The sequence below is a fragment of the Neorhizobium sp. 05N33 genome (assembly GCF_056397445.1).
Genome location: NZ_JBFTNK010000008.1, coordinates 157,093 through 171,102 on the forward strand (window position 1 = coordinate 157,093; position 14,010 = coordinate 171,102).

At 63.6% G+C, this 14,010-nt stretch carries 10 protein-coding genes; all 10 read left to right on the forward strand.

All coding sequences use genetic code 11. The features are described from left to right. Positions 1-75: 75 nt before the first annotated feature. The 10 genes from AC1DLT_RS20385 to AC1DLT_RS20430 all read left to right on the forward strand — a co-directional run bounded on the left by AC1DLT_RS20385 (position 76) and on the right by AC1DLT_RS20430 (position 14,009). Positions 76-2,184: a family 10 glycosylhydrolase gene (locus AC1DLT_RS20385; RefSeq protein WP_477487948.1), complete on the forward strand. Its 2,109-nt coding sequence runs from the start codon at positions 76-78 to the stop codon at positions 2,182-2,184. Positions 2,185-2,292: 108 nt separating this feature from the next. Beyond that, a complete protein-coding gene (locus tag AC1DLT_RS20390; protein ID WP_040124307.1) occupies positions 2,293-3,279 on the forward strand; it encodes an ABC transporter permease in 987 nt (328 codons plus the stop codon). Between the two features lie 10 nt (positions 3,280-3,289). Continuing rightward, complete coding sequence (locus AC1DLT_RS20395) at positions 3,290-4,480, forward strand: ABC transporter permease (protein WP_477487949.1); 1,191 nt, start codon at positions 3,290-3,292, stop codon at positions 4,478-4,480. Positions 4,481-4,490: 10 nt separating this feature from the next. Beyond that, positions 4,491-6,197: an ABC transporter ATP-binding protein gene (locus AC1DLT_RS20400; protein WP_477487950.1), complete on the forward strand. Its 1,707-nt coding sequence runs from the start codon at positions 4,491-4,493 to the stop codon at positions 6,195-6,197. 12 nt (positions 6,198-6,209) lie between these two features. Next, the gene (gene otnI / locus AC1DLT_RS20405; RefSeq protein WP_477487951.1) at positions 6,210-7,001 is read left to right on the forward strand and encodes a 2-oxo-tetronate isomerase; all 792 of its coding nucleotides are present in this window, start codon (positions 6,210-6,212) and stop codon (positions 6,999-7,001) included. Between the two features lie 109 nt (positions 7,002-7,110). Continuing rightward, entirely contained in the window at positions 7,111-9,219 is a 2,109-nt protein-coding gene (locus tag AC1DLT_RS20410) for a beta-galactosidase (protein ID WP_477487952.1), read from the forward strand. 96 nt (positions 9,220-9,315) lie between these two features. Further along, the gene (locus AC1DLT_RS20415) at positions 9,316-10,644 is read left to right on the forward strand and encodes a flavin monoamine oxidase family protein (protein ID WP_477487953.1); all 1,329 of its coding nucleotides are present in this window, start codon (positions 9,316-9,318) and stop codon (positions 10,642-10,644) included. A 116-nt stretch (positions 10,645-10,760) separates the two neighbouring features. After that, positions 10,761-11,477 (forward strand): GntR family transcriptional regulator, encoded by a 717-nt coding sequence (locus AC1DLT_RS20420; protein ID WP_477488014.1) that lies wholly within the window; start codon positions 10,761-10,763, stop codon positions 11,475-11,477. 34 nt (positions 11,478-11,511) lie between these two features. Beyond that, positions 11,512-12,762 carry an NAD(P)/FAD-dependent oxidoreductase gene (locus AC1DLT_RS20425; protein ID WP_477487954.1) on the forward strand — a complete coding sequence of 417 codons (1,251 nt, stop codon included), beginning with the start codon at positions 11,512-11,514 and terminating at the stop codon, positions 12,760-12,762. 104 nt (positions 12,763-12,866) lie between these two features. Beyond that, positions 12,867-14,009, forward strand: a complete 1,143-nt coding sequence (locus AC1DLT_RS20430) for a M24 family metallopeptidase (protein ID WP_477487955.1) — start codon at positions 12,867-12,869, stop codon at positions 14,007-14,009. Position 14,010 lies beyond the last annotated feature (1 nt).

The following is a 14,010-nucleotide window of genomic DNA, read 5'->3' on the forward strand; positions in this document are numbered from 1 at the left end:
TTCCGATGTTTTCCGGGCGCCGGTCTCACCCGGCCGGCGCCGAGGGCACCCCTTTTCCGATGATTGGACGCTATCATGCTTGAGGCGAGACGACAGAACACCGATACCTTGCGGACCCCGGACTGGTTCAGGACCGCGACGCGCTGGACCCAGCTGACCTTCGTCGAGGACGATCCGGACAAATACGACCCCGCCTTCTGGATCGACGTCTTCAAGCGCACGAAATCCAACGCAGTCTGCCTCAGCGCCGGCGGCTACATCGCCTACTATCCAAGCAAGGTCCCTTATCACTACGTCAGCCAATATCTAGGCGACAAGGACATTTTTGGCGCGCTCGTCGATGCGGCCCGCAAGCTTGACATGCATGTCATGGCCCGCGTCGATCCGCATGCGATCCACGACGATGCGGCAAAGGCCCATCCGGAATGGGTGATGATCAATGCCGACGGCACGCCGCGCCGCCACTGGGCCTATCCGGATGTCTGGGTCGCCAACGCCTATGGCGACTACAATTCCGTCTTCATGCCGGAGGTGGTGAAGGAGATCGTCCGCGAATACGATATCGATGCGATCTTCGCCAATCGCTGGCAGGGCCATGGTGTCGACTACAGCGAGGATAGCGCCCGCCGTTTCAAGGACATGTCCGGCTACGCCCTGCCCAAGAAGGCGGATGCCGAGGACCCGGCCTGGCAGGCCTGGCTGCAATGGCGCCGCCGGGTGCTGACCGATATGATCGCCCAGTGGGACGATGCGGTCAAAGCCATCCGGCCGCATGCGAGCTTCATTCCCAACATGAGCGGCGCGTCGCTGATGGAGTTCGATCTCTCCGTCATCACCAAACATTGCCCCTTCCTCGTCGTCGACCACCAGGGTCGCAAGGGGCTGGAGCTCGGCTGGTCGGCCGGCCGCAACGGCAAGCGCATCCGCGCGACCTTCGCCGATCGCCCCGTGGTGCTGATCACCTCGATCGGTCCGGAGGAGGAATACCGCTGGAAGGATGCGGTGACCTCCGGCGAGGAAATGCAGCTGTGGATCAACAACGGCACGGCCCATGGGCTTTTCGCCTGGTTCACGAAATTCAACGGCGTGGTGCCCGACAAACGCTGGGTGGAGCCGGTTGCCGAGGCTTTCGTGCTGCAGTCGGCCGTCGAGCCGGTGCTCGAAAGCATGACGCCGACCGCGGAAATCGCCGTGATCGACCCGTCGACGACCTTGCGCCACTGGGCGCCGGAAGAACGCCACGCGGCGGAGAAACACGATCTCGGCGTCTATCACGCCCTGGTCGAGGCACGCCTGCCCTTCGAACTCCTGTCCGATCAGGTGCTCACCAGGGACAATCTCGACCGCTTCAAGGTGATCATCCTCGCCAACGCCTCCTGCCTTTCGGACGCGCAGAACGAGGCGATCCGCGCCTATGTGGCGCGCGGCGGCAGCGTCGTTGCCTCCTACGAGACCTCGCTTCGCGACGAATTCGGCAAGACCCGGCCCGAATTCGGCCTGTCGGACGTGCTTGGGATGAAATTCGTCTCCGGCCCGCGCGGCATCGTCAAGAATACCTATGTGGCGCTGTCCGGCGACCACCCGGTCAACAAGGGTTTCGACGGCGCCGAGCGGATCATGGGCGGCACAAGGCTGATCCATGTCGAGCCTGCTGCGGGCGCTGAAACACCCTTCCTCTACGTGCCCGATTTCCCGGACCTGCCGATGGAGGAAGTTTATCCGCGTAAAGACCCGGAAGGGGCGGCGGTCATCGCCCGCGAAACCGGCAAAGGTGGGCGCACGGTCTATATTCCCTGGAATATCGGTGAAATCTTCTGGGAAGTCTTTGCCGTCGATCACGCCCGGCTTCTGTCCAACGCCGTCCACTGGGCGCTCGGCAAGACCCCGCGCGTCACCGTCAAAGGCCCGGGCGTCATTGACCTCGCGCTTAGGGAAAACGCCGAGGGTATCGCGCTCAGCCTCTTCAACCTCACCAACCCGATGATGATGAAAGGCCCGATACGCGAGAATTACCCTCTGGCGGCCCAGACCGTTTCGGTGGAAGTTCCAGAAGGCAAGTCGGTGGCGAAAGCCTGGCTGGTGGTTGCGGACCGGGCGGCAAGTTTCAGCGTGAAGGATGGACGCGCGGAGGTGGACGTGCCGGGAATAGAGCGGCTGGAGGTACTGCATCTCACCTGGAAATAGGGTGAGAGACTAAATTGAGGAGCGTTGCCGGCCTCAAAGGGCCGGGAGCGGATGGAGATCCGAAGGTGGCGCCTGCGCGGTGCCTTCAACGGGAGGAGAACTATTCCGATGCTTGGCTACATCTTCAAGCGCGTGCTCTACATGATCCCGACCCTGTTCGGCATGTCGCTGATATCGTTCCTGATCATCCAGCTGCCGCCGGGTGACTACCTGACGTCGATGATCGCCACGATGAGCGACAGCGGCCAGGCGGTCGATCCGGCCCAGATCGAGCGGCTGAAGGAAATCTACGGCTTCGACGACCCCTTCTACATCCAGTATCTCAAATGGATCTGGGGCATCGTCAGCCGCGGCGACTTCGGTTATTCGTTCGAGTGGAACCAGCCCGTCTCCGGCCTGATCTGGGGCCGGATGGGCTCGACGCTGGTCATCTCGCTTCTGAGCCTGCTGTTCGTGTGGATCGTCGCGCTGCCGATCGGCATCTATTCCGCCGTTCGCCGCCACTCGATCAGCGACCACGTCTTCACCTTCTTCGGCTTCATCGGGCTTGCCGTGCCGAACTTCATCCTGGCGCTGGTGCTGATGTATTTCGCCTACCGCTATCTCGGCCAGAGCGTCGGCGGCCTCAACTCTCCTGAATTTGCCGAGGCCCCCTGGAGCCTTGCCAAGGTCGGCGATTTCCTCGCCCATCTGTGGATCCCGATCATCATCATCGGCGCCTCAGGGACGGCGGCGCTGATCCGCGTCCTGCGCGCCAACCTGACCGACGAGCTTCACAAGCCCTATGTGATCACCGCCCGCGCCAAGGGCCTGCCGGAATACAAGGTCATCCTCAAATATCCGGTGCGCATCGCCCTCAATCCGTTCGTCTCGGCGATCGGCTGGGTGCTGCCGCATCTGGTCTCCGGCGTGACGATCACCGCCATCGTCCTCAACCTGCCGACCGCCGGCCCGCTGCTGTTCCGGGCTCTAGTGTCGCAGGACATGTATCTCGCCGGCAGTTTCATCCTGCTTTTGAGTGCCCTCACCCTTGTCGGCATGCTGCTATCGGATCTGCTGCTGGCGCTGCTCGATCCGCGCATCCGGTTCAATTGAGGGAGGCGGCATGAGCACGCACGAAACATTCGAAACCTATTCCGGCCCCGTCCACACCGTCGCCGACGGCCCTTCGATCAGTCCGCTGAAAGCCGGCAAGACCGTTTCGACCGCAACCGTCGGCCCTTGGAAGCTGATCGCCGGCAAGCTGGTCCGCCAGAAGGTGGCGATGTTTGCCGGCATGGTCATCCTGATGCTTTATCTGATCGGCCTGTTTGCCGAATTCCTGGCGCCCAGCCTGCCTTCGACCTCTCGGCCGCAATATACCTATGCGCCGCCGCAGGGCCTGAGCTTTTTCGTCACCAAGCCGGACGGCAGTTCGGAGTTCAATTTCCATGTGAAGGGCTACAAGGTCGAGATCGAAAAGGTGGCGCTGCGGCGCACCTTCGTGGTCGACGACACCAAGGTCGTGCCGGTTGGCCTGTTCGTCAAAGGCCCGCGCTATGAACTCTGGGGCTTGATCCCGATGGATCGCCACCTGATCGGCCCGATCAATCCGAACGACCCGATGTACCTGCTCGGCGCCGACCGCCTAGGGCGCGACGTGTTCTCGCGGCTGGTCTATGGCACGCGGATTTCCATGTCGATCGGCCTCGTCGGCGTCGTCATGTCGCTCGTCCTCGGTGTCGTGCTCGGCTCGATATCGGGCTTTTACGGCGGCTGGGTCGATACTGTGATCCAGCGCATGATCGAGGTGGTCAGCGCCATGCCGACCATCCCGCTCTGGCTCGGCCTTGCTGCGGCGATCCCACTCACATGGTCGCCGGTCAACGTCTATTTCGTCATCACCATCATCGTCTCGCTGCTCGGCTGGACCAGTCTCGCGCGCGAGGTGCGCGGCCGTTTCCTCGCCCTTCGCAGCGAAGACTTCGTCACCGCCGCCATGCTCGACGGTTCGAGCGAAAAACGGCTGATCTTCCGCCATATCCTGCCGTCCCTGACCAGCCATATCCTCGCTGTCGTCACGCTTGCCGTACCGACCATGATCGTTGCCGAAACTTCGCTTTCCTTCCTCGGCATCGGCCTGAAACCGCCGGTCGTCAGCTGGGGCGTGCTGCTGCAGGACGCCCAGAACATCCGCACGGTGGCAACCGCGCCATGGCTGCTGATCTGGCCCTCGCTTGCCGTGATCGTCGCCGTGCTGTCCTTCAATTTCTTCGGCGACGGCCTTCGCGATGCCGCCGACCCCTATGACAATTGAGGAGGTAACCATGACCGATCTTGCCGAAGACACCGTCCTCTCCGTCGAGAACCTGTCGATCGATTTCCGGTTGAGAACCCATATCCTGCATGCCGTCGAGAACGTCAGCTTCGAGCTGAAGCGCAGCCAGACGCTTTGCCTCGTCGGCGAAAGCGGCTCGGGCAAGAGCGTCACCGCCCGCTCGCTGCTGCAGATCGTCGACAGGCCCGGCAGCATCGTCGACGGGCGCATCCTTTTGCAAAACGCCGGCGCGGTCACCGACATCGCCAGGCTCGACCCGGATGGCCAGGCCATGCGCGCCATCCGCGGCCGCAGGATCGGCCTGATCTTCCAGGAACCGATGAGTTCGTTGTCGCCGGTCCATACGATCGGCTCGCAGATCACCGAAGCCGTCCGCCTGCACAGCGATCTCGACAAACGCGCCGCGCGGGCGAAAACGGTCGAATTGCTGCGCCAGGTGGAAATCCCCAATCCGGACCAGATGGCGGACCGCTACACGTTCGAATTTTCCGGCGGCATGCGCCAGCGGGCGATGATCGCCATGGCGCTCGCCGGCAATCCCGATATCCTGATCGCCGACGAGCCGACCACGGCGCTGGACGTCACCACCCAGGCCGAAATCCTCGACCTGATCAAACGGCTGCAGGTGGAGCGCGGCATGGCGATGCTGCTGATCACCCACGACATGGGCATCGTCGCCGAAGTGGCGGACGACGTCGCGGTCATGCGCTTCGGTCATATCGTCGAGCGCGGGCCGGTCGACGCGATCTACCATGACGCACAGCATCCCTATACCCGCCAGCTTCTCGCCTCGACGGTGAAGCTCACCCGGCATGTCGAAGGCAGGGTGCCGGCGGTGGCCCTGTCGTCGCAGCCGCTGCGGCCGATCCTTTCGGTCCGCAATCTCGGCAAGACGTTCGGCTGGCACGGCAAGACCAGTTCGTTGCGCGCCGTCGACGACGCCAATTTCGATCTCTATCCCGGCGAAAACCTCGGCATCGTCGGAGAAAGCGGCTCGGGCAAGACGACGCTCGGCCGGCTGATCCTGCGCACCGTCGAGCCGACGACAGGCAGCGTCGTCTACCACAACAAGGATGGCAGCGAGATCGAGGTCACCCGCCTGACCAAGAAGGAGCTGCGCGGCTTCCACCGGGAGGTCCGCCTCGTCTTCCAGGATCCGTTCGCCTCGCTCAACCCGCGCATGACGGTCAAGGAAGTGATCGGCGACCCGCTGATCATCAACGGTCTCGCTAAGGGCAAGGCGCTCGAGGAACGCGTCGCCGAACTGATGCGCCTCGTCGGTCTCGATCCGATGGGCATGGAACGGTATCCGCATGCCTTTTCAGGCGGCCAGCGGCAGCGCATCGGCATTGCCCGGGCGCTGGCGCTCGATCCGCGCATCATCATCGCCGACGAGGCGACGTCAGCGCTCGACGTATCGATCCGCAGCCAGATCCTCGACCTGCTGCTCGATATCCGCCAGCGGCTGAACCTCAGCTTCATCTTCATCTCGCACGACATTTCGGTGGTGCGCTATTTCTGCGATCGTGTCGCCGTCATGCATCGCGGCAAGATTGTCGAACTCGGCGAGGCCGAGCAGATCTGCACGGCGCCACAGGAGGCCTATACCAAGAGCCTGATTTCCGCCGTTCCCAATCCCGACCCCCGCGACAAGCGCATGCTGCACCGGCACCGCTTCGTCGCACCCGTTCTCTAAAGGACAGCGCCAGTGCCGAAATTCTCCGCCAATCTCTCCTTCCTTTACCAGGACCTGCCCTTCCTCGATCGTTTTGCCGCGGCCGCGAAGGACGGTTTCGGCGGGGTCGAATATCTCGGCCCCTATGCCGAGCCGAAGGAAAAGGTCGTCGATGCATTGAAGGCGAGCGGCCTCGTCCAGGCGCTTTTCAACGTGCCTTCGGGAGACTGGGCCGGCGGCGAGCGCGGCATTGCCTGCCTGCCGGACCGCATCCAGGAATTCCGCGACGGCGTCGCCCTGGCACTGGATTATGCCAAGGCGCTCGATTGCCGCCAGGTGAACGTCATCTCCGGCCTCGTGGCGAAGGGTGCCGATGTCGATATTCTGGAAAAGGTGCTGGTCGACAACCTGAAATATGCCGCGCCGCGTTGCGCCGATGCCGGCGTCAGGCTGCTGATCGAGCCGATCAACCTGCGCGACATTCCCGGATTCTTCCTGTCGACGACGGATCATGCCGAACGCATCCTCGACAAGGTCGGCTCCGACAATCTCTACATCCAGTACGATTTCTATCACATGCAGGTCATGCAGGGCGATCTCATCTCGACCTTCACCCGCCTGAAGGACAGGATCGCCCACGTGCAGATCGCCGACAATCCCGGCCGCAACGAGCCGGGCACCGGCGAGATCAACTACGATTTCATACTCCGCGAACTCGACCGCCTCGGTTACGACGGCTGGGTCGGCTGCGAATACCGGCCGAAGGCCGGCACCAGCGAAGGCCTTGGCTGGATGAAGCCCCATCTCGGCGGAGGGCCACGCTAAGATCAACACTTTTCCGACCTAACCGGACACCATCGACGCCACTTCCAAACCGGAGCCTTTCTCCGGAAGGCGGAGCCATGTCCGAACATCGATGAAGAAGGACAGGACCATGCTCAAAACCGATATCCAATTCCCCTACGGCGCCGTCTATTTCCGCAAGTCCAATCCGCCCCGCGAAGACTGGGAGCGCGATTATACGACGGCGGGGGACGACGGCCTCAACATCTTCCGCCACTGGTTCATGTGGAGCGCGATCGAAACCGCGCCCGGCGTCTATGACTGGGAGGAATACGACCGGCAGATGGACCTCGCGGCCCAGAACGGCATCAAGACGGTCATCGCCGAACTGATCCACGCCGTGCCCGACTGGGCGGTGCGCAAATATGCCGATGCGCTGCAGGTCAATGCCGACGGCACCAGGCTCGGCTCCTATATGGGCGTGTCGGCGGCGACCGGCGGCTTTTCGAACAATGGCGGCGGTGCCGGCGCACTGACGCTCAACTGCCCGGAAGTGAAGGAAGCGGCCGGCAAGTTCCTGACCGCACTCGCCACCCGCTATAAGGACCACCCGGCGATCTACGGCTACGACGTCTGGAACGAGTGCAATTACTCCGCCGATGTCGATTACAGCAGCTACGCCAAATCGGCTTTCAGGAAGTGGCTGGAGCAAAAATACGGCACGCTGAAAGTACTCGCCAAGGCCTGGCATCGCTACAGCTATGCGGAATGGGAGGATGTCGAACCGCCGGTCCACATGGCGCCCTATCCGGAATGCATAGACTGGCTGCAGTTCAAGCGCGACAATTTCTACGACCAGATGCAATGGCGCATCGACACCATCCGCGCCGTCGATCCGAAGAACACCATCGCCGCCCACGGCATTTCGGGCGCGATCCCCAACATGGCGGCGAACGGCTGCGACGACTGGCTGGCCGCCTCCAAGGTCGAGATCTACGGCTTCACTTGGATCCAGGCCCGCAAGGGATCGGAAGCCTGGAAGAACTGGTACGGCGTCGACATCAACCGCGCCGCCGCTCGTGGAAAACCCTTCTGGCACGCCGAGCGCCAGGGTGGACCGCTCTGGCTGCAGCCGCAGGTGATCGGCCGCGACAAGGACGACGGCCGCGTCGCCGAGCCCGAGGATATCCGCCTGTGGAGCATGACCTCGTTTGCTGGCGGCGCCCGCGGCGTGCTGAACCTGCGCTGGCGGCCACTGCTCGACGGCCCGCTCTTCGGCGCTTTCGGCGCCTACGGCATGGACGGCGCACGCACGCCGCGCTCGAAACTGCAGAGCGACATGGCGAAATGGGCGAACGATCCGGCACAGGCCGCCCTCTGGGAGGCAAAGCCGGTGCGCGGCGAAATCGGCATTCTGGTGGTTCCCGAGACGCAGGAATGGGATTACCTCTTGAACTACGACCGCAAGGAAAAGCCCTATCCGGAAGCGATGTGGGGGGCCTATCGCGCCTTCCTCGAAAACGGCGTCCAGCCGGACTGGGTGCATATCGACGATATCGACGCCTATGATCGGCTCTATTTCCCCTATCCGATCATGTTCACCACGGATCAGGCAAAACGCCTTGCCGCCTGGGTGGAAAACGGCGGTACGCTGATCGCCGAAGCCTGCCCCGGTTATTTCGGCGACCGTGGCCATGTCGGCCAGGTGCAGCCGAACATGGGCCTCGACAAGGTTTTTGGCGCTCGCGAGGATCAGGTCGAGTTCATGCCGGATATCGGCGACCGCATCCATTTCAAGCTGGATGGGGCGGCGGTCGACGGCGGCGGTTTCCTGCAATCCTATGTACTTGCCGGCGGCACCGCGCGCGGCAATTTCGACGACGGGCGGCTTGCCGTGGTCGAGAACGCTTATGGCAAGGGCCGCACGCTGCTGATCGGCACCAATCCGTCGGTCGCCTATTACAAGTCTCAGGGCAAGGCGAACGGTGCCTTTTTCGCCGAACTGCTGCGCTGGAGCGGTTGCACGCCGCATGCGGCCCTGTCGAACAGGGCGCTGTTCGCGCGTGTCCACAAGGGCGACAAAGGCAGCTTCTTATGGCTCGTCAATCCGACCCGCTCGCCGCAGACGACCGAGGTGAAGCTCGCCGAAGGCCATGGCCGGCTCGCCGCCGGCAAGGCGGTCTGGCCGATCGGACACGCCCATGACGGTGGCAAGATCGAGGTGCCGGCTCGCGACGTGCTGATCCTGCCGCTCGCCTGACACCAATTTGCCGCCCTCAGTCATCGATGCCCGAGGGCGGCATGGATTCCGATCGTTCACCTGCATCCTCGTAGACGTTCCGAAGCGCTTGCGGTAATGGCAAAGGCAGGAAGATCGTCGGAGAAAAGAATGCCTGAGCGGGATGCCATCGTCGTCGGCGCGGGGTTTACGGGCCTGAGCGCCGCGCTGGAGCTTGTCGAGGCAGGGCTCGACGTGCTGCTGCTCGAAGCGCGCGACAGGGTCGGCGGCAAGGTCGAGTCCGAGACGCTGCCGGACGGCACCCGGATCGACACCGGCGGGCAATTCTTCTGCCGCGACATGAGCGAGCTGATGGCGCTCATCGCGGAAAACGGCAAGACCCCGGTCATGACGCACTATGATGGCGAGGCCATCTATCGGCCGCCGGTCCCGCCGCAGCAGGGTTATGCGCGCTGGCAGGGGGTCGATGCGCTCCGCGACCGGATGATCGCCACCGATCCGGATGATCCGGATCTCGCGAAACTGACGGTGGCCGATTGGGTGGACCGGCAGGACGACGTGCCGGCCGACGTGCGGAAAAGTTTCCTGCGGCTGATCAAGGGCCTCTGGTGCCGCGCGCCGGAGGAGGTCGCCTTCACCTGGCTCGCCTCTAACGACCGGCGTATCACCAATACCTATTCGGAAATGGAAATGTTCCTGCCCGGCACGCTGCATGCACTGGCCGAGCAGCTGGCGGCCAGGCTCGGCGACCGGCTGCGCCTCGGCACGCCGGCGATCGGGATAGAATATTCCGATACCGGGGTCACCGTCGCAGCCGGCGATGAACGGTTCGTCGCGAAACGCGTCATCCTGGCGCTGCCGCCGGTGATGATCCGCCGGTTGCCGTTTTCGCCCGCTCTTCCCGAGCGGCTGCGGAAGGCGCTTTCCGCCTGGGCGCCCGGCCTGTCGATCAAGCTGCAGGTCAGTTACGACAAGCCGTTCTGGCGAGAGCGGGGGCTTTCCGGCGCCGTGATGTGGCACGAGCCCCAGGGCCTCTATGCGTGCGACGGCAGTCACGACGATTATGCCGGCCTCATCGTCTTCGTCGGCGGGCCGGAAGCGCAGCAATGGCATGGCCGGCCGCGCGAGGACCTCACCACGTTCATCCGCGAACAGTTAAGCGCAGCTTTTGGCCCCGAAGGGGGCAATCCGCGCGACATCCATGTCCGGGACTGGGTCGACGACCCCTGGAGCGGCGGCGCCTATAGCGACGTCGTCGTCGATCTCGATGCCCGTTATGCGGAAGACATCATCAACGAAGGCGTGCCCCCTGTCCATTTCGCGTCGTCGGAACTCTCCCCGTCATATCCGGGCTATGTCGACGGTGCGATCGTCGCTGGCAGGCTGGCCGCAGCGCGGATCATCGCGGCGACCCTGCGCGGCCAGTCCGAGGCCAGTGACCACTGAAGCTTCGATCCGATAAAACGGCACCACATCCGTTCTGCCACCTTGTGGGCTTTCCTGTCGACAATACGTGTGCAATTGTCCTGCCGCATTGGCTTGCGACGCAGAACGGTTAAATGATGGCGAAGAACGAACCTGCAGAAACGGATATCCCCCGCCCGCGTGGCTCCGGGACGCAGAGCGTTTATACGATCCTGCGCCGGGAAATCCTTGCAATGACCTTGGCCCCCGGCAGCCCGCTCGACGAGGTCCGGCTGTCCGAACGTTTCGGCATGTCGCGCACCCCGATCCGCGAAGCGCTGCTGCGGCTTTCTGCCGATGGCCTCGTCACCACGCTGCCGAACCGCAACACCATCGTCGCGACAATCGATTTCGCCTCCCTGCCTCCCTATTTCGATGCGCTGACGCTGATGTACCGTGTCACCACCCGCGGCGCCGCCATGCGCGCGACGTCGCAGGCGATGGGGGAGATCCGCAAGCGACAGGCGGAGTTCGCCGCAGCGGTTGCAGCCCACGACGCCTTCGCGATGATCGAGGCGAACCGGGAATTCCACGTGGCGATCGCCGAACTCGCCGGCAATGCCTATTACACCACCTTCTTCGCCCGGCTGCTCGACGAGGGGCGGCGCATCCTGCGCCTCTATTATCGTACGTTCGACGACCGGCTGCCACGCCAGTATGTCGACGAACACGAGGAGATGATCGCCGCGATCGAAGCCCGTGACGTCGAGCGCTCCGACAGGCTCGCCATCAAGCATGCGGAACAGATCGTCCGGCAGATCCAGGATTATATCGCCCGCGATCTCGGCCATCCGATCGATCTTGCCGTCTCCTGACCCCTTCCGCATTCGCTTCACAGGACCAGAAATCATGAATTCCTCTTCGGTCGACGCCGTCGTCATCGGCTCGGGCATAATCGGCGCGATGTCGGCGCATTACCTGCTGGAGGACGGCCGCTCGGTGCTGATCATCGAGCGCGGTGAGGTGGCCCGGGGTGCGAGCAGCGGCAATGCCGGCATTCTCGCCTTTCCGGAAATCATCCCGATCGCCGCACCCGGCATGATGTGGAAGGCGCCGAAATGGCTGCTCGATCCGCTCGGTCCCCTCAGCCTGCCGCCTTCCTATGCGCTCAACATGGTGCCTTGGCTGTGGCGCCTCTGGCGGGCCAGCGCCCGGCCGGCCTATGCGCGCACCGTCGGCGTGCATGCCAGGATGATGCCGATGGCGCGCAGCGAAATGCTGCAAACCGTCGAACGCGCTGGCCTTCGGGCGATGATCAAACAGACCGGCACGCTCGACCTCTACGACAGCGAGGCGAGCCTCAATGCCGCGGCTGACGACTGGCAGGCGAAACGCAAGGCGGGTTTCGAATTCCAGAAGGTCGGCCGCAATGAAATCGACTCCCTGCAGCCGGGCCTTGCGCCGCAGTTCCGGCATGGCGTCTTCACACCGTCCGGCCTGCAGGTTTCAGATCCGCTGGAATTCACCCAGGCCCTGTTCAGCAACGCCATGTCCCGTGGCGCATCGCTGAGGATCGGTGAAGTCATCCGCGTCGAGCCGATAAACGATGGCGCCAGGGTCGTTCTGGCGGATGGCGCCATCTTCGATGCGAAAACCGTCGTGCTAGCCGGCGGCGCCTGGTCGAAAAAGATCGTCACCGGCCTCGGCGACCATGCGCCGCTCGAAACCGAGCGGGGTTACAACACGACGCTGCCGCAAGGGGCCTTCCCGCTGCATCGCCAGCTTTATTTCAACGACCACGGCTTCGTGGTGACGCCGCTCTCCTCCGGCATCCGCGTCGGCGGCGCGGTCGAGCTGGGCGGGCTGAAGCTGGCACCGAACTACAAACGCTCGGAGGCGATGCTGAAAAAGGCAAAAAGTTTCCTGCCCGAGCTGAGGACCGAGGGCGGCCGCCAGTGGATGGGTTTTCGTCCCTCCATGCCGGACTGCCTGCCGGTGATCAGTGCTTCGACCGCGACGCCGGCGATCATCTATGCCTTCGGCCACGGGCATCTCGGCCTCACGCAGTCCGCTGCGACCGGCCGGCTGGTTGCCGATATCGCCGCACGCCGAAAGCCTRCCGTCGATATCGAACCTTACAGCATCAGCCGGTTTCGCTGACATTTGCGACGGCGGGATGGCGGCTGGCTATATGTGCTGAATATCTCTGTCGACAAACTGACTACAGCGCGATATAACGTCGGTGAAATCGAAAGGAACCGGACATGGCCTGGTCGCATCCCGTCCCGAAGATCACCGACGACGAGCGGCGGCAGCGTCTTGTCCGGCTCCAGGCGACGCTGGACGAAAAGGGGCTGGGTGGCATCCTGCTCGGCGCCAGCGAAAGCCTGCGTTATTTCACCGGCCTCGTCTGGCACCAGAGCGAACGCCTGCTCGGCGCGCTGGTGACGCCGAAGTCGGTGACCTACATCGTGCCGGGGTTCGAACAGAGCCGCGTCGAGAGCTTGTCCCACTTGCCGGGCGAGATCGTCGCCTGGCAGGAGGATGAAGCGAGCGCCGCGCTGGTCGCCTCGCTTCTGCCTGCCAATGTAAAACTCGCGCTCGACGACGCGCTGCCGCTGTTCGTCTACCATCAGCTAGCCGCCGTTTTCGGCACGGAACGGCTTGCCGATGGCGGCCGGCTGATCCGCGATCTCAGGCTTCGGAAGTCGAAGGCCGAGATCGACCTCATCCAGCATGCGATGAACCTGACGCTGGAAGTGCATCGCCGCGCCCATGCCTTCATCAAGCCGGGTGTGCCTGCCTCCGATGTGGTCCGCCATATCGACGAGCAGCATCGTGCGCTTGGGGCAACAGGCGGTTCGAGCTTCTGCATCGTCTCCTTCGGGGTCGCGACCTCCCTCCCCCACGGCGCCGACGGCGAGCAGGCCTATGCGCCCGGCGACGTGGTGCTGGTCGATACCGGCTGCCGGCTCGACGGTTATCATTCCGATCTCACCCGTACCTATGTACTGGAAGAGCCGACCCCGGAATTCGCCAGGGCCTGGGCGATCGAGCGGGAAGCGGAACAGGCCGTCTTCGAGGCCGCCCGCCTCGGCGCCACCTGCGGCAGCCTCGATGACGCCGCCCGCAAGGTTCTTGCCAGCCACGGACTCGGCCCGGATTACCTCCTTCCCGGCCTGCCGCATCGCGCCGGCCACGGCCTGGGCCTCGAAATTCATGAGGAACCCTACCTGGTGCGCGGCAACGCGACCGTGCTCGAACCGGGCATGTGTTTCTCCAACGAACCGATGATCGTTTTCCCGGACCGTTTCGGCATCCGCCTCGAAGACCATATCCACATGACCGAAACCGGCCCGCAATGGTTCACGGAGCCAGGCAAAGGCCCCGCGGAGCCCTTCGCGTGAC

What these genes read in the sequence shown, in the direction of transcription:
- AC1DLT_RS20400 (WP_477487950.1), top strand. Translation starts at nt 4,491, where the DNA reads ATGACCGATCTTGCCGAAGACACCGTCCTCTCCGTCGAGAACCTGTCG.
- AC1DLT_RS20385 (WP_477487948.1), top strand. Translation starts at nt 76, where the DNA reads ATGCTTGAGGCGAGACGACAGAACACCGATACCTTGCGGACCCCGGAC.
- AC1DLT_RS20390 (WP_040124307.1), top strand. Translation starts at nt 2,293, where the DNA reads ATGCTTGGCTACATCTTCAAGCGCGTGCTCTACATGATCCCGACCCTG.
- AC1DLT_RS20415 (WP_477487953.1), top strand. Translation starts at nt 9,316, where the DNA reads ATGGCAAAGGCAGGAAGATCGTCGGAGAAAAGAATGCCTGAGCGGGAT.
- AC1DLT_RS20410 (WP_477487952.1), top strand. Translation starts at nt 7,111, where the DNA reads ATGCTCAAAACCGATATCCAATTCCCCTACGGCGCCGTCTATTTCCGC.
- AC1DLT_RS20395 (WP_477487949.1), top strand. Translation starts at nt 3,290, where the DNA reads ATGAGCACGCACGAAACATTCGAAACCTATTCCGGCCCCGTCCACACC.
- AC1DLT_RS20430 (WP_477487955.1), top strand. Translation starts at nt 12,867, where the DNA reads ATGGCCTGGTCGCATCCCGTCCCGAAGATCACCGACGACGAGCGGCGG.
- AC1DLT_RS20420 (WP_477488014.1), top strand. Translation starts at nt 10,761, where the DNA reads ATGGCGAAGAACGAACCTGCAGAAACGGATATCCCCCGCCCGCGTGGC.